Below are 23,373 nucleotides of genomic sequence, written 5' to 3'. Positions count from 1 at the left end.
CCTAAATTACTCCGTCTGCATTCTACGTAACCTTATTCCTGGCTCACTCATTTACCATTAACCAAACTCATGCGTGATATCCTGCCAAGACTCCAGCTGTGGCAGCTGTTGCTTCCCCCAGTAATCCAGAACACATTGAATAATCCCGGTTGGATCTGTTGTGCTGCAGCTGTAATGCCGGAAACCGTCCTCGCCTTCCTGCAAGCGAATCTCCGCCACCATTTGCCCTGGTTCCTCAAGCGCAGCAGCCTGCATATACATACTTCCCTCCACCAGCTCCGAAGGTTTAAGTACTACGTATTCATGCAATTCCAGATTGGAGATCAACTCCACCAATAACGAGGCATTAATACTATCATTCTCGTAGGTTGTGCCATTGCTTTCCAGTGTATAACGCAGTGTAGAGTACATGTTCGATTCCCCTTTGGTTGAAGTCATCGTTGGCTAATGATACACGCTCATAACGACAGGTCGTTAATATTATAACTTTTTCATGAAAATGTAAAAAGGATTTTTCTTGTATCGGGTCTGTTTTCTATGAAAAAAACCCTTGCAGAGTCCGAATTACAATTGACTGTGCAAAGGGTGATTTTAAGTGATACTCTTTGAATATTGCCTAAGCCTCATCCTTAAACTTAAAGCTGCGTGCCGCATACAGAAACGGCGTTCCAACCGCAGTTAATACAAATTTAATAATATACGTCGTCAGGAAGATTTCCAGCCAAACATCCCAAGGGTAGATGAACGCAAATGCGATCGTGCAGAACACCAGTGTATCCACGAATGAACTGATGATCGAACTACCGTTGGTGCGTATCCACAACTGATTGCGTCCTGGGGCTACCTTGCGCAGCCAAGAGTATAATCGTACATCCAAGAACTGACTGATGAAGTAAGCCGTCAGACTTCCGAGTGCCAGACGTGGCAGCAGACCGAACAGCTTCGCCATGGATTCCTGTGCAAAGTCCGTTGGTGCCGGGTCAAAAAACAACACCATCTGCATCAGAACCGTTGTCATAATGAGCGTGAAAAATCCGAACCATACAGCTTTGCGTGCCTCACCTGGTCCATATTTCTCATTGAGCAGATCACTGGTCAGATACATGCTGACATACATCGTGTTACCAAGCGTCAGCACAATTCCCATGATATCTATCGTTTTGGTCACCTGAATGTTGGCTATAACCGTAGCCACACCAATCCAGGCATAGAGACCTTTTTTACCGAACAAGCGGTAACACAACAGGAAAAATCCATAAGTTACGAGAACAAAAACTGCTCCCCACCCTAAGTTAAACATAAATACATACACTGCCTTCCTAGTTTTGATTACGCGGGATGGTTACGAACCGCGGTTTGGCTCAGGGCCAAAACATGAATACTCTATCACATTTCTCGTCCCATGAACAGAACTAAATAACTCCAAGTGTGCCTGAGTGACTACGATCCCGCCTATATTCCTCCCGTGTCCCTCTCGACCATACGATTGTTTTGTACTTTCTTGCCTGACTCCGTATATCGAAAAAGAAGACTGCTTCATCACCGTGTACAACATAATTTGATTGCCACAAAAAAAACCGCCCTCCGGATTCTTCCGAAGGACGGCTTTTCTCACTTGATTTGTAGACGGCTCTAGCTATCTTAATGTGAGCTTCTATCTAATCCATTCTGTATTAAGCCTGAGCCGCAGAATCCAGCTCACGGCTCTGATCGTTAAACGTGTCATGATCGTTTTCCTTCAAAATTCTGCTCGTCACGAGTCCTGATGTCATCGACCCGTTCACGTTAAGCGCTGTACGACCCATGTCGATCAGCGGCTCCACGGAAATGAGCAGTCCAACCAGAGCCACAGGCAGATTCATGGTGGACAATACGATCAGGGAAGCGAAGGTTGCCCCGCCGCCAACGCCAGCCACACCAAACGAACTGATCATGACTACGAGGATCAAAGTCACAATGAAGTCCCAGCTCAGCGGGTCGATGCCGACCGTCGGAGCAATCATCACCGCCAGCATGGCCGGATAGATCCCGGCGCAGCCGTTTTGCCCAATCGTAGCCCCAAAGCTTGCAGACAGGTTCGCAATACCGTCCGATACGCCCAGTTTCTTCGTCTGTGTCTCCACATTCAGCGGAATCGATGCTGCACTTGAACGGGAGGTAAAGGCAAATACCAGTGTTGGCAGAACCTTTTTCACATACGTAATCGGGTTGAACCCGGACAGCGAGATAATGATCAGGTGAATAATAAACATCACGATGAGGGCCACGTAAGACGCAATGACGAATTTGATGAGCTTTAATATCTCTTCCGCATTGGTTGTCGCCGTTACCTTTGTAATCAGTGCTAGAATCCCGTAAGGCGTAAGCCTCAGCACCAGCGTAACAATTCGCATAACCACCGCATATACCGCATTAACCATACCGCGGAACGTCTCCGCCTGCTGAGGTTTTTTGCGATCCAGTCCAAGTACGGCTACACCGATGAACGCGGAGAAGATAACCACCGCCAGTGTGGATGTACGACGTTCTCCTGTCATATCTGCAAATGGATTCGAAGGAATGAATTCCAGCACTTGCTGCGGGATTGTCTGATCCTTCACATCAACAAGCCGTTCCTCCACCTTCTGAATCTGCGCATTCTCCCGGTCTCCTCCTTGAATCTCAATGGAAGTCAGGTTAAAGCCAAGGCTCGTTACAATGCTGACACCTGCGGCAATCGCTGTGGTGATCAACAGAATGGCAATAATGGAAACACTCATCTTGCCGAGATTTTGCTTGCCCTTCAGATTCATAATGGCTGAGATGATCGACACCATGATTAATGGGATCACGACCATTTGTAACAAACGAACATATCCTGAACCGACCAGATTGAACCAATCGACTGATTTTGTAACTACATCAGAGCCTGATGTGTACACCAATTGAAGAATAACCCCGTAAACAATCCCCAGTCCCAGACCCGCAAATACGCGTTTCGTAAAGGAGATATGCTTTTTCTGCATCCAGTAGAGGATGCCAAGTAAAACAAGCATAACCACTACATTCAATATGACTAGAAAAGTATCCATTTCTTTAAATCCTCCTCAGGCATGTGTGTAACCGGAACATATCCGGTTTTCTCTTCTATCTTTTGTACTTCCGACAAAGACATTTTACAATATAACATATAACAAACTATTCTGGTAGGTATTAATTGATATTATGTAATATGCATGTAATAGATTCATGTATTTCTGAAAAAAATACACCAAATCGTGAAAATTGTTCTATTCAACCTCCGGTTAATTTTGTAATATAGGTATATCCGCTTATTCCCAAGTTTTCTCAATGTATAATTTAGGTCTTTCTTCATTGGTAGATAGGTCTTATGATTACGGAAAAGCGACAATGTTAATGAACTTGACGTGAAAGGATGATCATATGTTTCGTAATCGCACCGTTGCCGGTAAAATCAGAGGCACCTTGTTCCTCGTTCTGCTGGTTGCTTCCCTGTTGTTCAGTATCAGTTTCTACGCCGTTTCGATGAATATTATTCAAAGCTACGTGCTCCCGCAGTTTGACAAAGTCCTAAACACGTCCATTCAGGATATATACAAAAATACTTCAGCATCCAAAATTCTACAGGTACAGAGTGGCGGAGCTGGTTCTGAAGGTGCTGCCATGACCGTGGAATCGTATCTGGCAGATAAAGCAAAAGAACATAATCTGGATGCTGCTTATGTTGTTGCTATTCAAGATGGCTCAGCCAAAGTGGTTGTGGCCAACTCTTCCTCAGGCATGAAAGCCCAGGATGAGATTAGTGTAGAACCCGCAATGAATGCAGCTATTGAGAACAAAGAAATGGTAATCAGTGAGGTCTACTCCGATTCTTTTGGTGTACATAAAGCAGCCTTTATTCCCATTGCAGGAAGTAACATGATTATGGCTGTGAGCATGGATGCCCAGTTCATTCAAGATAAGATTACCCAGATTTTCTGGTTGTGTCTGGGGATTACAGCATTAGTGTTTGTGCTCGGCTGGCTTATCTCCACTAGTATGATCAAAAGAGTTACCAAACCAATCATCAAGCTCGTCCAACATAGCAAACAAATATCCCAAGGTGATCTGACCGCTAGACTAGAGATCAAAGGTAAAGATGAAATTGCCCAGCTTGCCGCTAGCTTCCAGACGATGACGCATAACCTGAAAGAAATGATTAGCCGTGCCTTGTCCACGTCCAATGAAGTTGTATCAGGCTCCAATGACCTGCTTCAGCGGGTTGAATCGATGTCCGGTATGGTTCGAAACTCCAGCCGCTCCGCAGAAGATGCAGAAAAAGGCAGCATCAGCATTGCGTCAAGTGCATCCGAGAACGCCAGAGCTATGGAAGAAATTACGCAAGGTATCATGCATATTGCTTCTTCTTCCGCTGAAGTGTCTGACCAGATTAGTGAAGCAGCCAACGAGGCAGTTAACGGTAACCGACTGGCTCAGAATGCCATTGAGCAGATGGAGCGTGTAGGCCAGACAGCAAGCGAATCGTTGCGTTATGTGGAAACCATGAATGAACGTTCGGTAGCCATCGGCACCATTGTTGCTTCCATTTTTGAGATCACCAAACAGATTAACATGCTGTCACTCAACGCCTCCATTGAAGCAGCACGTGCCGGAGAGCATGGCCGCGGATTCGCTGTTGTTGCTGGAGAAGTTCGCAAACTTGCCGAGCAATCCAAGACAGCCACCGAAGAAATTTCGGATTATCTGGGTACCATTCGTGAAGACGCTGAACGTTCGGTTGACGCCATGAACCGCGTAACCCAGGAGATTGGTTCAGGCACCACTGTTGTTCAACAGGCAGGTTCAGCGTTCCAACAACTGAATGAATTGATCCAAAACGTCAATCTGACGATCCAGACCGTCTCTGCTTCTACACAACAAGTATCTGCTGGTGCTGAAGAAGTGAGTGCATCCGTAGAAGAAACGGCACAGATTACGACCAAATCCCGTGAGAGCATGTTACAGATTGCTTCAACAGCAGATCTTCAGCTCAGCGAGATGGATTCCCATTCGAATACAGTTCGTCATCTGCATGAACAAGCTGTAGAGCTTCAATCCGCAATGAAAAATTTCAAAATAAACTAACAGGTTAACCATTAACCTATCATCACCTGTTTTAAACCTCATATAATCATAGGATATACAATACCCCCATGCCGCTAACATTCCGTTTCTAGAGAACGGGTTGTCAGACATGGGGGTATTCTTGTTTTACTCTGGTGCTTGAACACCCATAATCTCATACACACGCTTCATATCCAATGACGAACGCAACGATTCGGCTACCCGATCGAACTCCATTTCCTTACGTTCATGCTCATTATATGTCTCCTGAAGCGGAGGCAATCCTTTTCCTGCGCGTAAGGCATTCAGCCATGAACGTCGGAATAGATCACTTTCAAACAAACCATGCAGATAGGTCCCCCACACACTGCCATCCACTGTGCCCCAGCCTTCATGGAATGCTTCACCACCTGGATGGGAGATTTCAAATAGTGCGGTTACACGTTCAGGCTCATGGCACTCCGTAACGCCCATATGAATCTCATATCCGTTAATGGGTAATGGAGATACCTCCACATCTGGTTCACCATACAGCCGAATCGGATTCTGAGGTTGTACTCTTCCGGAAGCCCTGACTGTCTGCTTTTCCTGAAGAAACGTTGTGGATAAAGGAAGCCAGCCCAGTCCCGTCGCTTCCTGGATCTGATTCGCCTCCACAGCAAACGGGTCCTTCAAATGTCGTCCAAGCATCTGGTATCCGCCACATATCCCAACGAGTTGAACGTTCTCACGTTCGGTCTGGCTGGCAATCGCTTGCTCCAGTCCTGACTCACGCAGAAACGCCAGATCCCCTATCGTATCCTTCGTACCAGGTAGAAGAATGGCATCCGGACTACCCAATTCCTCTGGCGAGGTCACGTAACGCACATTCACATCCGGTTCACGGGAAAGTGCGTCAAAGTCTGTGAAGTTGGAAATTCTCGGATATCGGATCACTGCCAGATCCAGATCTGTCTTGCCGGATTTCCCATGACGCATGGAGTCCAGCACGACGGAATCCTCCGCTTCAATCTGAATATCTCTTATGTAAGGTAATACCCCCAATACTGGAATGCCTGTCCGTTCTTCAAGCCAGTCGAGTCCCGGCTGTAACAGAGACAGATCGCCGCGAAACTTGTTGATGATAAAACCTTTCACTCGCTCGACCTCATGTGGTTCTAGCAGCTCCAGTGTACCGACAATAGAAGCAAATACGCCGCCCCGATCAATATCGGAGATCAGAATCACCGGTGCATCCGCCCAACCTGCCAGATTCATGTTCACGATATCCCGGTCCTTCAGGTTAATCTCCGCAGGACTGCCTGCTCCTTCCATCAGTACCACATCGTATGTGTCCCGCAGCCGATTCAGCGCATCCATCACCGTCTGCTTCGCTTCAGGCAGGAACTTCTGCCGGTAATCTGATGCACTCATCTGGGCAAAAGGTACACCGTGTACCACGATCTGCGAATGCATATCGCGCACAGGCTTGATCAGAATCGGATTCATATCCGTCGTCGCTTCAATACCGCAGGCTTCAGCCTGAGCTCCTTGGGCCCGGCCAATCTCCTTGCCGTCTTCTGTGACGTAGGAATTCAGTGCCATGTTCTGTGACTTGAACGGGGCTGGCTTGAAGCCATCCTGCTTGAATATACGGCACAGCGCCGTTGTAATCACGCTTTTCCCCACATCCGATGCCGTCCCTTGCAGCATAAGTACTGCCGCCGGTTGTTGTACAGGCGTATCTTCCATGCACCATCACCTCAGTCTCCTGTTATGTCTCACCTTACTTATTCCGTACGTTTTTCACAGCCAAAAGAGTCCCTGAAGCACGCTCAACACCGTGAGCAAAACCGCTTCCAGCAGCTCATTCATCGCTCCGTACGTGTCTCCTGTAAGTCCGCCCAGCCTTTCACTGATGCGTGCAGCAACGAATTTACCAATGATGTAACACGCAAAAGGTACAACAATGACAGCAGACACAGGATACAACCACCATGGCAAAGTTCCCAGGCTACTCATCATGGCATCTGCGATGCCTATATCCGGCCGAAATATCCATACAGCAGCAAACGTAATTACACCTGCAAGAAGGGTCAGCCCGACCGCAGAGCTGCGCGCACGCTGGACTTCCCTCCGCTCACCCAATCCTTTGAATAAGACGGCAAGTCCGTCATCTCCACGTGCATTCGGCCAGGCTGAGATGGCATACACCATGAACCAGCGACTCCAGATCATGGGCAGGATCAACAGCGCACCATACATCCAGTTACCACGTGCGATAAAATCTGCGATCAAGGCTGCTTTCATCATCAGCAGCAGGACGCAGGCGATCACGCCCATCGCCCCTACACGGCTGTCCTTCATGATTTCCAGCATCCGCTCACGGGTACGATAGCTGAGCAGTCCATCCGCCGTATCCATCCAGCCATCCAGATGAAGGCCTCCAGTGAGCCACACCCATAATGTTAAGGTTATTACGGCAGCGGGAAAGGCGGGAAGTACCGCACCAGTTAAAGCACCTGCGAGCCAAACGCATAGTCCAATCGCTGCACCCACCAGCGGATAATACACGACACTTTCCCGCAGTAGCGGCGGGACGAAGTCAATCTGCGTTTTTACCGGAAATCGGGATAAAAATTGAAAAGCGGCCGCAGCCGCATGTTTACGTTGATGAGTGCGATCTGTCATAAACGATACTCCTTGCTTTTCAGCTCAATCGCAATGCCTACAGTCACCAGGAACACTTCACGGCATATGGCAGCGATTCGCTGATTCAATATGCCTGCCAGATCCCGATATTTTCTGCCAAGCGCATACTCTGGTACAATACCATCGCCCACTTCATTCGTAACAAGCACAAGCAGACCCGGGTAGGACCTGATTGCTTCTACCAGTGTATCCATGTGATCTTGCAAAACCTGCTCATCTTCGTGTTCATGTGCAAGCAAAACATTGGTCAACCAGAGCGTCAGACAATCGACCAGAATTGTCGGTGCAGAAGTACCCGTATGGTCTTCTCCCATGCGTGTAATGAGTGCCGGTAATGCGAGCGGTTCCTCCAAGGTGTGCCATAGATAACCTGATGCCTCGCGCTGATTCTGGTGCAGACTTATACGCTCGCGCATCTCATCATCATATGCCTGAGCCGTAGCCACATACCAAGCCTCTGAGGAACGCTGCATACAGAGACGCTCGGCAAATGAACTTTTACCACTACGCGCCCCACCCGTCACCAACACACTCATAGCGATACCTCTCCTTGAACCGTCGAAGCACCTGTAACATCAGTGTCCGCTACATCACCCTTGCGTGCACCCGCGTCGGCATCCGAAGCCTTATTCGTTCCATCGGATACTCCTGCACTTGCAAAAGTCGCCATCTCGTTCAAAAGTAGACAGGCTGCATCAATCAGATGAAGACTGAGCACACCTCCGGTTCCTTCGCCCAGTCGCATATCCAGATCCAGCATTGGTTTCAGCTCGAGTTCGCGAAGCAGGGTTGCATGTCCACTTTCATGCGAGGTATGAGAAGCAATCATATAGGCTGTGCTCACGGGAGCAAGCTGTCTTGCAATCAAGGCAGCAGCAGTGGAGATGAATCCATCCACGACAACAGGACATCCGTTTGCAGCTGCAGCAAGAATGACACCGGTCAGTCCGGCAATCTCCAGGCCACCCACCTTGCAAAGTACGTCCAGTGCATCTTCCCTATTCGGGGAATTCACACGAAGCGCCTGGCTAACCACGGCGGCTTTCCGCTGCAATCCCGCATCATCAATACCCGTTCCTCGCCCAACCGCTGAAGCTGGTGCGATCCCGGTTAATGCACACATCACCGCTGCACTTGCGGTTGTATTGCCGATCCCCATTTCCCCGGTAACGAACAATTGTGTTCCCTTTCCCACCTCTGCCGATACGACGTCAACCCCTGCAAGAATGGCTTGAATCGCTTCGTCGCGAGTCATTGCGGCACCCTTTGCCATGTTGGCCGTACCTTTACGAACTTTACGGGAAAGCAAGTCAGGATGTTCCAGATCGGCATTAACCCCGATATCCACACAGATTACATCGGCTCCGGCGTGGCGGGCAAGCACATTAACTGCAGCCCCTCCAGCCAGGAAATTAAGGACCATCTGCGGCGTTACCTCGGCTGGGAAAGCACTGATACCTTCCGCCACCACGCCGTGATCTGCGGCCATGACAATGACGGCTCTGCGATCCAAATGTGGACGAGCCTTGCCAGTGATTCCTGCAAGACGAATAACCAGCTGTTCCAGCTTCCCCAGACTGCCGGGTGGTTTCGTCAATGCATCCACATGTGCGGAGGCTTCCGCCGCAACTTCTTCATTAGGACCCACGATCCGACCCAGTAACTGTTCCAACACCTGTTCATTATTCATACAGCCAGCACTTCCTTCTTCAAAATATGGGTTGCCCCGCTTCATTCATTCCTTCTCCCGCCGCAGCAAGAGCTGAGGTATTCCATTATCAGGATGAATCACCATCGCAGGTTTCACGCGAAAGATGTCCTGAATAATCTCCTCGGTCATCAAGGTGTGGGGCGTTCCATTCCCCACCACTTTGCCTTCTCGCAGCGCCAGAATGTGATCGCAGAACTGCGCAGCCAGATTCAGATCATGCAGCACAGCCACAATCGTAATTCGGTTCTTTTGCCGCCACGTCGATAATAACTCCATAAATTGCAATTGATATTTGATATCCAGAAACGTAGTGGGTTCATCCAGCAATAATAACCTGGGCTCTTGAGCCATGACCTTGGCAAGTGCCACCCGCTGACGCTGTCCTCCACTAAGTGCATCCAATGGCCTTTCAGCCATATCCGTCAGTCCCAGCTCCTCCAGTACCCGGTCAACCACAGCCGCTCCATCTGCTGATTCTCGCCCAAGCCAATTCTGGTATGGATAACGCCCCATCTCCACAACATCCCTCACAGGATAGGAAATTGCAGGCAAACCATCCTGTTGTAACACAGCGATCATGCGTGACAGATCTTTCCGACTGTAAGAGGCAATATCCCGGCCATCAATATGTATACTGCCTGCGCTTGACTGTTCCGTACCGGCAAGGAGCTGGAGCAGGGTAGACTTGCCACTGCCGTTTGGACCGACGACACCCCACCAGTCCCCCTCCGTAACCTGCCAGTCTACCGCGTCCAGGGCTTGATGACTGCCATACAATTTACCTGCCTCACTAACCGCGATCAGAGCTTCGCCCAAACCAGCACTCATGGCATCATCCCCTTCCGCAGTTTCTTATTCCGGTGTAGCAGATAAGCGAAGAATGGTGCACCTACAAATGCCGTCACCACACCGAGCGGAATTTCGGTCGGTGCCAGTAAAGATCGAGCAATTGTGTCTGCCCAGACCATGAAGATGGCGCCGCCAATAGCAGACAGTGGGACCAGCAATCGATAGTCAGGTCCCACAAGCAGTCGAAGAATATGCGGGATTACCAGTCCTACGAAGCCAATAACGCCGGATACGGAGACCGCTCCTGCGGTAAGCAGTGTTCCCACAGCAAGCACGGACAGCTTCAGCCGATCGACGCCAACCCCGATATGCGCAGCTTGACGTTCGCCGAGCGCCAGAACATTCAAGGAACGTGCCCGGCTCCAGAGAAAGATCAGCCCTAGCAGAAAATACGGGAAAAGGATGGCCGTATACGACCACCCACGCAGAGCCAGACTTCCCATCGTCCAGTATATAATTTCATTAATGGTCTGTTTCGACATCGTCGACAGGAAGGATACCACCGCTCCCAAGAAACTTTGCATCACTACACCAGCCAGAATCAGGCTATGCGTTGGTATTTTGCGTCCTTCACGAGCCAGGGACATGACGAACCATAATGTTAATACACCCGTCAAAAACGCTACCAGTGGCAACGTCCAGATTCCGATCAGTGCATACTGCAATCCGAAGAATATCAGAAAGGCTGCACCCACCGAAGCACCGGATGATACGCCCAGGGTGAACGGGTCTGCCAGCGGGTTCCGAAGAACCCCCTGGAATCCCGCACCGGCAATCGCCAGCGATGCGCCCACGAGCACGGCAAGCAGTACACGCGGGAATCTGACTTTCCATATAATCTGTTCGGCTGCTGCACTCCAGTCGGGTGTGATCCAGTCTCCCACCCATGGCAAGTGATGAAGCAGAATACCTGCAATGTCACGAATAGGCAAGGAAACCGAACCGATACCCGTGCAGATGAGCACGGTTAACACAAGCAGCGCGATTCCTGCCGATGCGTACACGGCCAGTTTTTTACTCATTGGAACAGGTCAGGATAGATCGCTTTGGCTACTTCTTTCAGTCCTTCGGTTACACGAGGTCCTGGACGACTGAGCAGATTGGCATCAAGGCCAATGACTGCATCGTTCTTCACAGCCGTGATTTGATCCCAGCCACTGCGAGCTTTAATGATCTGATCCAGCGTTTTGGAGTTTTCATCAATGACATCATTTGCATACAGAATCACATCCGGGTTCGAGGCAATCACATTTTCTTCGTTGATCTGGTACCAGCCTTCTTTGTCCGAAGCAATATTGGTTCCTCCGGCTACCGTGATCAGTTCGTCCATAAACTCACCTTTACCTACCGACCAACCTGGGGAGAATTCAACATATACATTTTTCTTCTCTTCCGGCTTAACTGCACTCACGGCTTCAGTTACATCTGTTACATCCTGTTTCATCTGTGTGATGATCTCTTGAGCTTTTTCTTGATGATCCGTGATTTTACCGAATGTTTCGATATTGTTCATTACATCATCGATGGATTTTGGATCGGTTTTGAAAATGGTAATGCCCAGATCACGCAGTTTCTTCACTGCATCTTCGCTCATCGAGATACCTGTGAATACGATATCAGCTTCAGCCGCAATGATAGACTCTTCGTTGGGTTTGGATATGCCACCCATCTTCGCTTTGGTCGTTGCAGCTTCAGGGTAATCATCATAGTCGGATACCCCTACAATCTGCTCGTCCAATCCAAGTGCGAATAACGTTTCGGTCTCAGCTGGAGACACGGATACAATTTTGGCTGGTGCCTTGTCAAATGTGAACGACTCACCTGTTGCATCGGTAATTGTAAGTGGATATTGTGTTTTGAGATCTGTCTGCGCCTGTCCTTGGGACTGCTCCTGTGCTGGCTGCTGTGAGGTACCTGTGCCCTCGTTCGTTGTTGCATTGCCACATCCGGCCAAAGCCAGTGCGAGTGCCGCTGCACTCAGCAGTGACGCTACGCTTTTCCAATTCTTGAAATTCATTCTGTTATTCTCCCCTTCTCTATTTGTGCTATTTTCTTGCATCGTGCTAAACTTTTACTACCCTTGCCTTGGTGTTCCTCTACAAGTTAAACCCATCAATTTTACACAAGGCCACTCCGATTGCAGTACCATCTTCCGATCGCTGTTATCCCCAGATTTTTTGATTCCCTTTTCGAAAGGGAAAATCCGGTGATAAGCGTATGCTTCCGATATAGCTTTCTTGTAGAAAGCTTTAAGCGGACACTTCGTTTCTTCAGATCGGTTCTGCACTCTTCGTTAACGTGTAAAAGTTCGGTTCATCTTACATGAACAATAAAAAATCCCCAATCCTTACGTCTAGGATTAGGGATGACGTCTCGCATATGGCGATCTGTACATGTCCAACGTATTGTTGTGCATGCACATAGAACTGCCCGAAACGCTGTCCTTTCCTCGAAGGAACACCGGTTTGAACGTCCAGGGCAGGTAACCTGACTTACAGGAATTGTTCCTGATTTACAGTGGCGGGACCGTGCCGGACTTGCACCGGCTTCCCTATTTCACCCGTATGCCATCCATGACTATATTGAGCCATGAACCATTACTGCACGCACGCGGGACCCTTGGTCGCTGATATGGTTTAACCATTCAAGTGAGCAATCTGCATTCATATGCAGGCATTATTGCCTGTCACACGAAACTACAGTGCTGTCACACTTCTGTTGTGATTATAGGTTATATTGCACATCCTTACAACCCGATTCCCGGAAAAGCCACCCTCGTGCCAACCCACTGATCTCCATGTTGTTCCAGCCGTACCTGTATCGCTTGCCCCGGAATCACCTGCGTATCCCAGAATCCCAGATCGGCAATGAGACGAGATAATGCATACCGGATTACACCACCGTGGGTTACAACAATAATGGTGGGCACTTCACCCTCAAGAGAGAGCATGGACGGAGAATACGACCATATGCACTCCTGCAGAAATGAATCGATGCGCGCAGTAAATGCCTGCCATGACTCCCCTTCGGGCGGGGTGACGTCCTGTGGAGCATCGATCCAATCCCGGTACTGTGGGTTGTCCTTGAGTTGATCGTACGTCAATCCTTCCCATTGACCAAAATCAACCTCTCGCAGGCGCGGGTCCAGCTTGACCTGCTCCAATGGACAAGGCCTGATCTGTGCAAGCGTCTGCTGACAACGGAGCAGATCACTGCAATATACCGTATCCCATGAGACGTTGCTTAATTGCTCGCGTAGCGAAGCCAGTTCTCTTTCTGCATCAGGCAGCAAAGCGATATCGGTATGCCCCAGATATTTTTTTTCCATATTCCACGCGGTTGTGCCATGACGTATAAACAGAATATTTTTTCGCTGCTGTGATCCATTCTGCTCTACAGTTACTTCCATAACAAAGTACCTCCAGCAAGCCATATTCCCAGCGTCACCAATGTACACAGAACTACAAAGGAACCCGCCGACCAGAACATGAGACGTGTCGTTCGCACAATATCCTCTGCTGCCATAGGACGTGTTGCCTCACCCATATAGGCACGAAAAGAAGCTACGCCATGATACACGTTGTGTCCCCCGAGTCTGATCCCCAGTGCTCCGGCCACCGCCGATTCGGGAAAACCACTATTCGGACTTGGATGCAATCTGGCATCCCGGGTCACCATATGTGCTGCGCCTTTGGCATCCAGTTTCATGACCCATGCACCCACGATCAGCAGGATGGCGGTGAGCCGTGCGGGAATCCAGTTTGCCCAATCATCCAGACGGGCGGAAGCCCAGCCGAGATGTAGATACTTCTCATTTTTATAACCAACCATGGAATCCAATGTATTCACGGCACGATAGGCCATCGCAAGTGGCGCGCCACCAATTAACGCATAGAACAAAGGGGACACGATGGCGTCCACAATATTCTCGGCTACCGTCTCCACCGTTCCTCGCACGACCTCCGGTTCATCCAGATGAGCTGTGTCACGTCCAACAATCATACCAAGTGAACGTCTTGCAGCAGGCCAATCCTTCTGAATCAGATGGCGATACACCTCCATGCCTGCATCCTTCAAGCCTTTAGAAGCAATCGTAGTCGCAATAAGCACGATTTCAGCCACTACCGCTACGACAGGATGAATGAGACCCAGCACATATACGAATGCCCAAGTGATTATAAACGCCCCACCCGCAATCAGCAGTGGAAATAATAGACCAGTTCTCTTCAGCCCGGAATCCGTGCTCACACGGGAACGAATGCTACGCTCTAGCGCAGAGATCGCTTTCCCCATGCCGATCACCGGATGTGGAATCCAGCGTGGATCACCGATGCATCGATCAAGTATGTATGCCCCTATCATAATCCAGGCACCCGCCATTCCCGTCCAGAACGGCCAGGAGACCAGTTGTTCAATCTGAAATGTCATTACACTCTGTTCCTTTCTTTCCACTGCTGTCCGGCTTGCAGGCTTTCCGTGATCGTGTCATAGACCAACCTGCCAATGGCCGCACCAACAACCGTCGCCGTTCCTGCGTAAGCAATTAGCGGCTTGTGCTCGTCCACCTGACTCACCGCAAGTACAATAGCATCCGTTGTCGTCCCAGTGGCCAGCAGCCCGTTCTCCGAGTCCGCAACACCGAAATCAGCCAGCGCCGCCGCTTTGGCTTCCACCGCAGTCTGGACGGCATTCACCATGGCTCCAGATGTCATGCGTCCGTTCAACCATAACATGACGTTAATCGTGCCCGGGACGTAAGGTTTCATGATTTGAGATTGGGTTGTTGATTTTAAAGGTCTTACAGCAACAGTCTCGTTTCCCTCCGTATCAAATACGGTTCTTACGGAACCTGCCCGCGCAGCATTGGACACCCCGGCTGTTGTACAACACAGAATTCCGAATTCCTCACTGGCGTATTCCTGAATGGAGGTATGCTCCAGTCTAACCGCAGTCAACAGTCCCGCACATTGATCAAGCTGCTCCTGCCATTCATTCAGAGAACGTTCGATATCGCGAGGAGGATCATCACAGCGATAATGCCGATCCACATAGATGTTAAATATCCGATCCAGTTCGAGCATCCCGCCGCCATACACCGCACTGGAAAGCGCACTTGCAACAGAAGGACTTGCAGCTCTGATATGTTGATCGTGTGCAGTAATCTTCAGTCCGGGCCACGAAAAGGAACGATATTCGTTCTCGTCCGCCTGTGCATTCTTGTAGTAATTATAAAACGCCAGTGTCATCGCACGTTCCCCCTGCTCCGATCATATATCGCTTGTGGTGTGGCTGCTCCATTATACTTCCTAACACTTCGAGTAAGCGCTCGTTGGCCTCTGCGTCCTTTACTGCCAAGCGAACATGTCGCTCACCAAGTCCTGGATACATGGCACAGCTACGGATCAGAATCCCACGCTTACCCAAAGCCGCCTGCATGGATGCCGCTGTCCAGGGCTCAGGCAGTTGGATCAGAATAAAATTGGCTTCTCCCGGCGTTACCACACAACCATACGAATCCAAGCCTTTCGTTAAACGCACGCGTTCCCGTGCGATCTGTGCCAGCGTGTCCTGTTCGAACCGTTCTCCGCTGCGCAGACAGGCTTCACCTGCAATCAACGCCAATCCATTCACACTCCAGGTCACTTGTTTCTCCGTCATGGCACGAATCCATTCTGGACGCCCCAAGGCGTACCCCAGACGCAGACCCGGAATGGCATAAAACTTCGTCATCGATCGGATGATGATCACCTGTGGATATTCGTCCAATCTGGGTGCAAGGGATTGTCGCCTTGATTCAGGTATGAAATCCATAAACGCCTCATCGATGACCAGGACAGTACCTGTTTTCTCTGCTTTGCGGGCAAGACGATGTAATACCTCCACCGGATACTGTACGCCATTCGGATTGTTCGGCTGACCGAGGAACAGCAGGTCTACCTGTTCCATTAGTCGTTCAATGTCCTCAGGTTCAGCACGCCACTCCAGCTCTTCTCGTCCCTCCACATGCTGGACTTCCGCACCGAATTGTCGCGCTAAAGAACGATATTCCGAAAATCCGGGTTCTACTGTGCCGACCTTCTGCGGAGCAAGTCCGAGCAAGATCAGCGCCATGCTTTCGGCAGCGCCATTGCCCACCGAAATATGGCTCTGTGGCACACCTAAACGTTTACTCAGTAATGATTTGAACTCACGATGACCCGGATCAGGATAACGAAGAACCGACTGCAATCCTTGCTCCAAAGCCTCCAAGACTTCCATTGGTGGGCCCAATGGATTGATATTTGCGCTAAAATCAAGAAAATCTGCAGCGCTCCCCCCAAACCGGGATGCGGCCGTCTCCACGTCTCCGCCATGTCCGAAAACTTCGATATATCCGGTCATTCTTCCGTCACCCTTTCTACATGTCCTTTTTATTATGGATGGCGTGGGAGGTACGGGTCAATCCCGTTTTAGGTGTGTTCCTTCCAATCCCGGCAAACTTGTCCTAATTCCTTTGTGTCCCATCCACAATTCGTTTACAATAGAGAAGGAATTTCAGTCTGTACAGCATCACTACATAAGGGATCTCAATCCCTCACATATATTAATGGAGGAATGACCATGCTGTTTGTTGATAACCAGGGCATTACAGATCCGTCTGTAAACCTCGCGATTGAGGAGTATATTCTGAAGCATCTGCCGATGGAGGATGACAGCTACCTGCTGTTCTACATCAATCGCCCGTCCATTATTATCGGAAAGCACCAGAATACCATTGAAGAGATCAATATCGAATATGTTCAGGATAACGGTGTGCAGGTTGTCCGTCGTCTCTCGGGAGGCGGAGCGGTATATCACGATCTCGGCAACCTGAATTTCAGTTTTATTACAGCCGATGACGGTCAATCCTTCCACAACTTCCGCAAGTTCACCCAGCCTGTGGTTGAAGCCTTGCAGGAACTTGGGGTTAATGCCGAACTAACCGGGCGTAACGATCTGCAAGTGGGAGAAAAGAAAATTTCGGGCAATGCCCAATTCTCCACCCGCGGACGCATGTTCAGTCACGGCACATTGATGTTCAACCTGAATCTGGATCATGTACAGGCATCCCTGAACGTGAATCCCGAGAAATTCAAATCCAAAAGTACCAAATCCGTGCGCAGCCGGGTCGCCAATATTCGTGACCTGATCGATAGTAACCTGACGATTGAGCAATTCCGCGATGAGCTGTTGCGTCACATTTTCCGGATGGAGCCACAGGATGTCCCGCAATATACACTCACAGAGAAAGACTGGGACAAAATCAAGGAAATCTCTGCCGAGCGTTATAGCAACTGGGACTGGAACTATGGTCTATCTCCAGAAAGCAATGTGAAGCATACCCGCAAATTCCCTGTCGGCATTATTGACCTGCGCATGAACATCAAGGATGGACGAATTGAAGATATCAAAATCTTCGGCGACTTCTTCGGCGTAGGCGATGTGGCGGATATCGAAGATATGCTGCGCGGCAAGCGTTATGAGGAATCCGAGGTTCGGACTGCACTTGAGGGCCTGGATGTAAAACACTACTTCGGCAACCTGGAGCTGGAAGACTTTATCGGCCTTGTTTTCCTGGAGGAGTAGGTTTTAGATGTAAGCATAGTTTTAGAATGAAGTCTAACTTTACACGTTAACGGAGAAGACAGAATTCATCGGGAGAAGCGAAGCGTTCGCTTAAAGCTTTTTGAAAAAAAGCTACATCGGAAGCATACGCTTATCAACGGATTTCCCCCTTGGGGGAATGGAATCAAAAAAATCCGGGGATAACAGCGATCGAAAGATGAATCTGTATTCGGAGTGGCCTCGTGTAAAACTTATTTTTTCGTTCGTTAGTATAGATACAGATAAAAAGGAGAGAAACTTATATGACCTACAAATTAATTGCAATCGATATTGATGACACTCTGATCAACGACAATAAGGAAGTAACCCCTGCTACGCAGACTGCATTGGAACAAGCCGTTGCCCATGGTGTAACTGTAACGCTGGCGACTGGACGTGCTTATGCTTCTGCACAAGCGCTTGCTCGTCAAACTGGTCTTAACGTACCGATCATTACGTATCAAGGTGCTTTGGTGAAAAACTTGCTGGACGAAAAAGTACTCTATGAGCGTTACGTTCCACAGGAGGCTTCCCGCAAACTGTACGACTATTGCTTGGAGAATAATCTCCACCTTCAAACGTATATCGATGACAAACTGTATGCTCGTGAAGAAAACGACAAACTGCGTGATTATGCCAAATTGAACGGCACACAATATTACATCGAATCTGATTTCATCAAAGTAATTGAACAACAAACACCGAAACTGCTCATCATCGATGAGCCGGACTACTTGGATAAGGTTGCCGTTGACCTGCGTGAATTGCTTGGTCCACAAGTGCATATCACGAAGTCCAAACCTTACTTCCTGGAGATCATGCACAATGAAGGAACTAAAGGCCACGCCCTTACATTCCTCGCAGACCATTTTGGTCACCAATTGAGCGAGTGCATTGCCATTGGCGACTCTTGGAATGACCATGAGATGCTGGAAGTTGCAGGACTTGGTGTAGCGATGGGCAATGCAATCCCTGCTCTTAAAGAGCTGGCTGATTACATTACGGCGAGCAATAACGAAGATGGCGTAAAAGAGGTTATCGAGAAGTTTGTATTGAACGCAGAGTAAGGTTCAAGCGAAGCACTTTTTGCACAAAATGTGTTTTGATTAAAACACAAAAAACAAACAGCCCTGCACAACGATAACTCCTTGTGCAGGGCTGTTCTTATTTTCAAACCAATCTTATTGTCACTTAATTACGAATCTGAAATAAGTAAGACTTATTTACTCTTATCCCCATACTTTTCATCGAATTCACCATTTCGTCCCTAATAGCCGCAATCGCAAATTATTTCACCACAGTTTTGGAAGTCTGAACCAGTGGATTTGTGCGCCCACCTCGTTTTATCCACCCCATCACTTTTTCGTTCATCGCCAGCAAACCTGTAACGACCAGTGCCACACCGATCCATGTAATCCCGCTGACATGTTCATTATAGACAACAGCACCCAGACCAACCGCAATCGGCGGGGAAATGTACAGCCAGGTCGCCGGGAACAGCGGATTCGTGCGAGACATGATCCAGTAGAACAGGCTGTGACCTACCATTGAACCAACTACCGTCAAATAAATCACGGATGAGACAGCAGGTACCCAATCCAGAGCGGATATATTCCAGGATTCTGTCACCGCTGAGAGCAAGGTTAACAATAGTCCTCCATACATCATCTGTACTGCGTTAATCGCTACGGGGTTTGCTTCTTTGAACTGATTGATAACCTTCTTGGAGTATAGTGCGCCTGCTGAATAACACACTTCTCCCACCAGAACGGCAATACAGCCCCATAGCCATAGTGGACTTCCACCAATGGACACACCCGGCAGAACGACAAGCACCACTCCAGCAAAGCCGATCAGACATCCCATAATCATGCGTGCAGATGTTTTTTGTCGCAACAAAGCTGTCTGCATCAGCATAATCATAAGTGGACCTGTGGCTGACAAAATCGCACCAACGCCCGAACTCACATATTGTTCAGCCCAATATAAGGTCGCAAATGTACCAAACGTCAGTCCTGCACCTGTAATGAGCATTTCTTTACGCCATAGCAGGGAAATATTGACCTTTCCCTTCATCCACATCCATGTAAACATCAAAGCCCCTGCAATGATAAAACGGAGTCCAGCGGACAGAAAAGGCGGCATGCCTGCTTCCACTCCAATTTTGATTGCCAGAAACGTTGTTCCAAAAATAAGACACATTACGGTAAATGCGATCCCAACCATGCTAGCCCCTCCTTCATCTGTTCTCCATCATATAGCACTGTCTACAGAACAGAATGAACAAAACAGAACAGATATTTTCCGTTTACTGTTACAATAGAATTCAAAAGGAGCGTGAGCCGGGTGGGCAAAACCATGATGATGACAGATAACAGCCTGAAACTATATGAGCAAGTAATCCATTATCTCGTCGTGCGTATAGAAGCGGGAGAGTGGGCTGAACATGAAAAACTGCCATCTGTACGAAGCCTGTCCGAGCTACTCGGCGTACATCGCTTGACCGTTTTCAAAGCCTATCAGGAGTTAAAGGAACGTGGAAATGTGTATGTAAAGGATAAGTCTGGCTATTATGTTAGTCCAGCGACCCCATTCTCTGTAACGGATCAGGCGGATGATCCTGCTGTGTCTGCTTGGCTGCATTGGGATTCACTAGCGCGGGTACAGTCTCTAGAAGCAGAATACCAATTTTCCAAATCGTTAATTGATCCCTCTCTGCTGCCCAACCGGTATTGGGGAGAACTGATGCGTGATCTGCTGGATCAATATCCCCGTTTGCTCGGAACGTATTCCACGATTCAGGGAGATCTGGAATTGCGAAGTGCGCTGGCAATCCATCTAACGAAAAAAGAACGCTTCTATCTCTCCGCAGACGAGGTGTTAATTACATCAGGTGCCCAGCAAGCGATCGATATCATCTCGCGGACGCTGGTCAAACCCGGAGATCGGGTGTTGATGGAACGGCCTACTTATGGACCGGCAATGGAGATTTTCCGCAAGCAGGGTGCTCGTCTGATCTTTACGGATATTCACTCGGAAGGTTATGATCTGGAGCAGATTGAGCATCTGATGAAATCGGAGAAACCACGCTTATTCTACACGACGCCAACTTTTCATAATCCAACCGGCGTTAACGTTCCAGTAGAACAGCGCAAGCAGTTACCGGAACTTGCAGAACAGTATGGTTGTTTTCTGCTTGAAGACGATAGTACCTATGATATCTATTTTAAGGAGAAACCTCCTGCACCCATTTTCACCTACGACACCACTGGACACACCTTGTACATTCGCAGTTACAGCAAGTATGTTGCACCCGGGCTAAGGATTGCAGCCATCATATGCCGCCAGCGATTCATGCCAGGACTACAGGCTGTAAAATCACTGACAGATAACGGATCGCCCCTTCTGAACCAGAAGCTTTTTCTCCGTTATTTTCAGTCAGAACGCATGCATCAGCATCTATCCAAGCTGCGGACCGCCATCCAGCTACGTATGGAAGTAATGGAACAGTGTCTGACGGAAACGGACTGGACGTGGACCCGGCCTGAGGGCGGACTCAACTTTTGGGCGGAGCTTCCTGAGGGCGTGGATACCGGAAGACTGCTTCACCGATGCATGGAGCAATCCGTTGCCTTTGTACCCGGAACTGTATTCGATTCTTCGGATGATTCTGCTAGCCGCAAGCTGCGTTTGTCCTTCTCTTATGCGCATGAGCAGCAGATCCGGGAAGGGATGAGCAGGCTCATTACGCTTGCGAAAGAAATGTAACGTTTGGATTCCCTGGAACTGACGTCACTCCGAAGAATATCAAGTGCAATTGTCCTCTCACCCTGCTACATCAAAAAAAGTCGCCTTGTGGCGACTTTACTTTTGGTGTTCTTACTCTTTACCTGCAACCCGCTCTGTGCTCAAAGGTCTTTTCTTGCAAACAAGCGAATGGTAATGAGATAGGACACAAAAAACAAACCTATAATGCCTACGGAAACCAATGTCATTGTCGTCGTGGTAATTATGCCGTTCTCGTTGGCCATATTCATGAGGTACGCAACGGGTTGCGCCAAAATAATCATGCAGACCATGAATATCGCATTGATGATGCCAGCACCTTTTTTGCTAAGTCCGTAGAAAAGAGGCATGTATATGGAAACCAACGCAAGCACCATGCCTATGGAAATGACAATATCCCTAAGTGAATAATTCGGCTTGTTCAGTTCAGGATAATTCAGGTTCACAAGCTGGTGAATTCCGTACGACGCGAGCACCCCGAATAGCGCATAGACTATGGCAGACAGGTACTTTGCTTTTACAATCTGTTTGCGGCTAACGGGGAGCGTGACCAGAAAATTATGATTATGGTTCTTGATATCAATCATGGTTGCCATAATAATGGAACCAAATGCAGTATAGATGCCCACAAAATACATTGACAGTTCACTCTTCGGTATGAATGCGAGACTGAATACCACCAGGTATAATGCAATAATCCATAGTGAACTTTTCAGTACAATGAAGTCTTTACGAAGTAGGTTAAGCATATTTGCGTCCTCCCTTCGCCGTAAAATAAATGAGGTCTTCCAACGTAGGTCTTTGTATAAGAGCAAGCCTGCCAAATAACTGTTCGGCCTCTGCCTTATGATCCGACAAGGCTTCAAAACCAACGGCTGTCTCGCGTATTCCGATGAAATGTTTCCGAATGTCGGAATCAAGAAGACCCATATCCCCTTTTACAATCGTATACCTTTCCAGCACATCATCTTTTGCCTCGTTGAACACCAGTTTCCCTTGATGAATAAACGTAATATAGTCTGCAATCCGTTCCAGATCCGTCGTAATATGCGTCGAGAAAATAATGCTCCTTGTTTCGTCCTGTATCATATCTGCAAGCAGATCGAGCAGTTCCCGCCTAAACACAGGATCAAGTCCAGATGTCGGTTCATCCATAATCAGCAGATCCGCTTCATGCGACAAAGCTACGGCGAGAGAATACTTGATTTTCATGCCTTTGGACAGATCCTGGATTTTCTTTTTGGGAGACAGTTCGAACTGATCCAAGTAGTCATTGAACGCTTTATTGTCCCATTTGGTGTAAAAAGGAGCGATCATTTGTGTCATCTCACGGATCGTTAGATGCTCATAGTAAAAACATTCATCGGACACAATGCCAAGGCGTTGCTTGATATCAACTTCCTGATTGGGCATCTGGCTGCCCAATGTCTTGAGGCTCCCCTTATCGGGATGGATCAGACCCGTGATCATTTTGATCAAAGTACTCTTTCCCGCCCCATTCGGACCAATAAGTCCCGTGATATACCCTTTTTTCACATCCAGAGATACATTATCTACTTTAAATAAGGGATACGTTTTGGTTACATTACGTAATTCGATCGCGTTCATTA

General features: G+C 48.6%; 21 protein-coding genes and 1 riboswitch. Of the genes, 4 read left to right on the top strand and 17 right to left on the bottom strand.

Translation table 11 applies throughout. From position 1 onward, the window contains the following. Nucleotides 1-57: 57 nt before the first annotated feature. The 3 genes from WFI24_RS06600 to WFI24_RS06590 form a co-directional block, all read right to left on the bottom strand. Nucleotides 58-411: a hypothetical protein gene (locus WFI24_RS06600; RefSeq protein WP_336759585.1), complete on the bottom strand. Its 354-nt coding sequence runs from the start codon at nt 409-411 to the stop codon at nt 58-60. A gap of 205 nt (nt 412-616) precedes the next feature. Further along, nucleotides 617-1,300: a queuosine precursor transporter gene (locus WFI24_RS06595; protein ID WP_017689950.1), complete on the bottom strand. Its 684-nt coding sequence runs from the start codon at nt 1,298-1,300 to the stop codon at nt 617-619. A gap of 373 nt (nt 1,301-1,673) precedes the next feature. Next, on the bottom strand, nt 1,674-3,071 hold the full coding sequence (locus tag WFI24_RS06590; protein ID WP_336759584.1) for an L-cystine transporter: 1,398 nt from the start codon (nt 3,069-3,071) through the stop codon (nt 1,674-1,676). A 352-nt stretch (nt 3,072-3,423) separates the two neighbouring features. On the opposite strand from WFI24_RS06590, the gene WFI24_RS06585 reads away from it, so the two are divergent. After that, the gene (locus WFI24_RS06585; protein WP_336759583.1) at nt 3,424-5,124 is read left to right on the top strand and encodes a methyl-accepting chemotaxis protein; all 1,701 of its coding nucleotides are present in this window, start codon (nt 3,424-3,426) and stop codon (nt 5,122-5,124) included. 126 nt (nt 5,125-5,250) lie between these two features. Here the strand turns inward: WFI24_RS06585 and WFI24_RS06580 are convergent, their stop codons facing one another. The 11 genes from WFI24_RS06580 to cobD all read right to left on the bottom strand — a co-directional run bounded on the left by WFI24_RS06580 (nt 5,251) and on the right by cobD (nt 16,735). Next, nucleotides 5,251-6,834, bottom strand: a complete 1,584-nt coding sequence (locus tag WFI24_RS06580) for a cobyric acid synthase (protein ID WP_336759582.1) — start codon at nt 6,832-6,834, stop codon at nt 5,251-5,253. Nucleotides 6,835-6,888: 54 nt separating this feature from the next. Continuing rightward, a complete protein-coding gene (gene cobS / locus WFI24_RS06575) occupies nt 6,889-7,773 on the bottom strand; it encodes an adenosylcobinamide-GDP ribazoletransferase (protein WP_336759581.1) in 885 nt (294 codons plus the stop codon). After that, nucleotides 7,770-8,330 carry a bifunctional adenosylcobinamide kinase/adenosylcobinamide-phosphate guanylyltransferase gene (cobU, locus tag WFI24_RS06570; protein ID WP_336759580.1) on the bottom strand — a complete coding sequence of 187 codons (561 nt, stop codon included), beginning with the start codon at nt 8,328-8,330 and terminating at the stop codon, nt 7,770-7,772. Before cobU ends, cobS begins: the two co-directional genes overlap by 4 nt. Beyond that, the gene (gene cobT / locus WFI24_RS06565; RefSeq protein ID WP_336759644.1) at nt 8,327-9,484 is read right to left on the bottom strand and encodes a nicotinate-nucleotide--dimethylbenzimidazole phosphoribosyltransferase; all 1,158 of its coding nucleotides are present in this window, start codon (nt 9,482-9,484) and stop codon (nt 8,327-8,329) included. Before cobT ends, cobU begins: the two co-directional genes overlap by 4 nt. A gap of 45 nt (nt 9,485-9,529) precedes the next feature. Beyond that, a complete protein-coding gene (locus WFI24_RS06560; protein WP_336759579.1) occupies nt 9,530-10,333 on the bottom strand; it encodes an ABC transporter ATP-binding protein in 804 nt (267 codons plus the stop codon). Beyond that, the gene (locus WFI24_RS06555; RefSeq protein ID WP_336759578.1) at nt 10,330-11,376 is read right to left on the bottom strand and encodes a FecCD family ABC transporter permease; all 1,047 of its coding nucleotides are present in this window, start codon (nt 11,374-11,376) and stop codon (nt 10,330-10,332) included. The genes WFI24_RS06560 and WFI24_RS06555 overlap by 4 nt, the downstream gene beginning before the upstream one ends. Then, nucleotides 11,373-12,371, bottom strand: coding sequence for an ABC transporter substrate-binding protein (locus WFI24_RS06550; RefSeq protein WP_336759577.1), 999 nt, complete (start codon nt 12,369-12,371; stop codon nt 11,373-11,375). Before WFI24_RS06550 ends, WFI24_RS06555 begins: the two co-directional genes overlap by 4 nt. A 443-nt stretch (nt 12,372-12,814) precedes the next feature. Next, nucleotides 12,815-12,961, bottom strand: a riboswitch (cobalamin riboswitch). Between the two features lie 139 nt (nt 12,962-13,100). Next, the gene (locus WFI24_RS06545) at nt 13,101-13,763 is read right to left on the bottom strand and encodes a histidine phosphatase family protein (protein WP_336759576.1); all 663 of its coding nucleotides are present in this window, start codon (nt 13,761-13,763) and stop codon (nt 13,101-13,103) included. Beyond that, nucleotides 13,754-14,734: an adenosylcobinamide-phosphate synthase CbiB gene (cbiB, locus tag WFI24_RS06540; RefSeq protein WP_336759643.1), complete on the bottom strand. Its 981-nt coding sequence runs from the start codon at nt 14,732-14,734 to the stop codon at nt 13,754-13,756. The genes WFI24_RS06545 and cbiB overlap by 10 nt, the downstream gene beginning before the upstream one ends. A 47-nt stretch (nt 14,735-14,781) precedes the next feature. Continuing rightward, a complete protein-coding gene (locus WFI24_RS06535; protein ID WP_336759575.1) occupies nt 14,782-15,600 on the bottom strand; it encodes an adenosylcobinamide amidohydrolase in 819 nt (272 codons plus the stop codon). Continuing rightward, a complete protein-coding gene (gene cobD, locus WFI24_RS06530) occupies nt 15,581-16,735 on the bottom strand; it encodes a threonine-phosphate decarboxylase CobD (protein ID WP_336759574.1) in 1,155 nt (384 codons plus the stop codon). Before cobD ends, WFI24_RS06535 begins: the two co-directional genes overlap by 20 nt. A gap of 219 nt (nt 16,736-16,954) precedes the next feature. Here cobD and WFI24_RS06525 point away from each other — a divergent pair, with 219 nt between their 5' ends. Further along, complete coding sequence (locus tag WFI24_RS06525; RefSeq protein ID WP_062833160.1) at nt 16,955-17,959, top strand: lipoate--protein ligase; 1,005 nt, start codon at nt 16,955-16,957, stop codon at nt 17,957-17,959. Nucleotides 17,960-18,240: 281 nt separating this feature from the next. Beyond that, entirely contained in the window at nt 18,241-19,044 is an 804-nt protein-coding gene (locus tag WFI24_RS06520; RefSeq protein WP_145320352.1) for a Cof-type HAD-IIB family hydrolase, read from the top strand. 220 nt (nt 19,045-19,264) lie between these two features. On the opposite strand, the gene WFI24_RS06515 is transcribed toward WFI24_RS06520, so the two are convergent. Further along, nucleotides 19,265-20,203 carry a DMT family transporter gene (locus WFI24_RS06515; RefSeq protein WP_336759573.1) on the bottom strand — a complete coding sequence of 313 codons (939 nt, stop codon included), beginning with the start codon at nt 20,201-20,203 and terminating at the stop codon, nt 19,265-19,267. Between the two features lie 120 nt (nt 20,204-20,323). Here WFI24_RS06515 and WFI24_RS06510 point away from each other — a divergent pair, with 120 nt between their 5' ends. Next, on the top strand, nt 20,324-21,745 hold the full coding sequence (locus tag WFI24_RS06510; protein WP_336759572.1) for an aminotransferase-like domain-containing protein: 1,422 nt from the start codon (nt 20,324-20,326) through the stop codon (nt 21,743-21,745). Between the two features lie 140 nt (nt 21,746-21,885). Here the strand turns inward: WFI24_RS06510 and WFI24_RS06505 are convergent, their stop codons facing one another. Beyond that, nucleotides 21,886-22,512: an ABC-2 transporter permease gene (locus tag WFI24_RS06505; protein WP_336759571.1), complete on the bottom strand. Its 627-nt coding sequence runs from the start codon at nt 22,510-22,512 to the stop codon at nt 21,886-21,888. Further along, nucleotides 22,505-23,371, bottom strand: coding sequence for an ABC transporter ATP-binding protein (locus WFI24_RS06500; RefSeq protein ID WP_336759570.1), 867 nt, complete (start codon nt 23,369-23,371; stop codon nt 22,505-22,507). The genes WFI24_RS06505 and WFI24_RS06500 overlap by 8 nt, the downstream gene beginning before the upstream one ends. Between the last annotated feature and the right edge of the window lie 2 nt (nt 23,372-23,373).

It is taken from the genome of Paenibacillus sp. USHLN196 (genome assembly GCF_037144955.1).
Classification (GTDB): domain Bacteria; phylum Bacillota; class Bacilli; order Paenibacillales; family Paenibacillaceae; genus Paenibacillus; species Paenibacillus xylanexedens_C.
This window is presented reverse-complemented; position numbering and strand designations above follow the sequence as displayed.

Excerpts from the sequence above, each read along its gene's own strand:
- WFI24_RS06600 (WP_336759585.1), bottom strand. The coding sequence starts at position 411 with ATGTACTCTACACTGCGTTATACACTGGAAAGCAATGGCACAACCTAC.
- WFI24_RS06595 (WP_017689950.1), bottom strand. The coding sequence starts at position 1,300 with ATGTTTAACTTAGGGTGGGGAGCAGTTTTTGTTCTCGTAACTTATGGA.
- WFI24_RS06590 (WP_336759584.1), bottom strand. The coding sequence starts at position 3,071 with ATGGATACTTTTCTAGTCATATTGAATGTAGTGGTTATGCTTGTTTTA.
- WFI24_RS06585 (WP_336759583.1), top strand. The coding sequence starts at position 3,424 with ATGTTTCGTAATCGCACCGTTGCCGGTAAAATCAGAGGCACCTTGTTC.
- WFI24_RS06580 (WP_336759582.1), bottom strand. The coding sequence starts at position 6,834 with ATGGAAGATACGCCTGTACAACAACCGGCGGCAGTACTTATGCTGCAA.
- cobS (WP_336759581.1), bottom strand. The coding sequence starts at position 7,773 with ATGACAGATCGCACTCATCAACGTAAACATGCGGCTGCGGCCGCTTTT.
- cobU (WP_336759580.1), bottom strand. The coding sequence starts at position 8,330 with ATGAGTGTGTTGGTGACGGGTGGGGCGCGTAGTGGTAAAAGTTCATTT.
- cobT (WP_336759644.1), bottom strand. The coding sequence starts at position 9,484 with ATGAATAATGAACAGGTGTTGGAACAGTTACTGGGTCGGATCGTGGGT.
- WFI24_RS06560 (WP_336759579.1), bottom strand. The coding sequence starts at position 10,333 with ATGAGTGCTGGTTTGGGCGAAGCTCTGATCGCGGTTAGTGAGGCAGGT.
- WFI24_RS06555 (WP_336759578.1), bottom strand. The coding sequence starts at position 11,376 with ATGAGTAAAAAACTGGCCGTGTACGCATCGGCAGGAATCGCGCTGCTT.
- WFI24_RS06550 (WP_336759577.1), bottom strand. The coding sequence starts at position 12,371 with ATGAATTTCAAGAATTGGAAAAGCGTAGCGTCACTGCTGAGTGCAGCG.
- WFI24_RS06545 (WP_336759576.1), bottom strand. The coding sequence starts at position 13,763 with ATGGAAGTAACTGTAGAGCAGAATGGATCACAGCAGCGAAAAAATATT.
- cbiB (WP_336759643.1), bottom strand. The coding sequence starts at position 14,734 with ATGGCGGGTGCCTGGATTATGATAGGGGCATACATACTTGATCGATGC.
- WFI24_RS06535 (WP_336759575.1), bottom strand. The coding sequence starts at position 15,600 with ATGACACTGGCGTTTTATAATTACTACAAGAATGCACAGGCGGACGAG.
- cobD (WP_336759574.1), bottom strand. The coding sequence starts at position 16,735 with ATGACCGGATATATCGAAGTTTTCGGACATGGCGGAGACGTGGAGACG.
- WFI24_RS06525 (WP_062833160.1), top strand. The coding sequence starts at position 16,955 with ATGCTGTTTGTTGATAACCAGGGCATTACAGATCCGTCTGTAAACCTC.
- WFI24_RS06520 (WP_145320352.1), top strand. The coding sequence starts at position 18,241 with ATGACCTACAAATTAATTGCAATCGATATTGATGACACTCTGATCAAC.
- WFI24_RS06515 (WP_336759573.1), bottom strand. The coding sequence starts at position 20,203 with ATGGTTGGGATCGCATTTACCGTAATGTGTCTTATTTTTGGAACAACG.
- WFI24_RS06505 (WP_336759571.1), bottom strand. The coding sequence starts at position 22,512 with ATGCTTAACCTACTTCGTAAAGACTTCATTGTACTGAAAAGTTCACTA.
- WFI24_RS06500 (WP_336759570.1), bottom strand. The coding sequence starts at position 23,371 with ATGAACGCGATCGAATTACGTAATGTAACCAAAACGTATCCCTTATTT.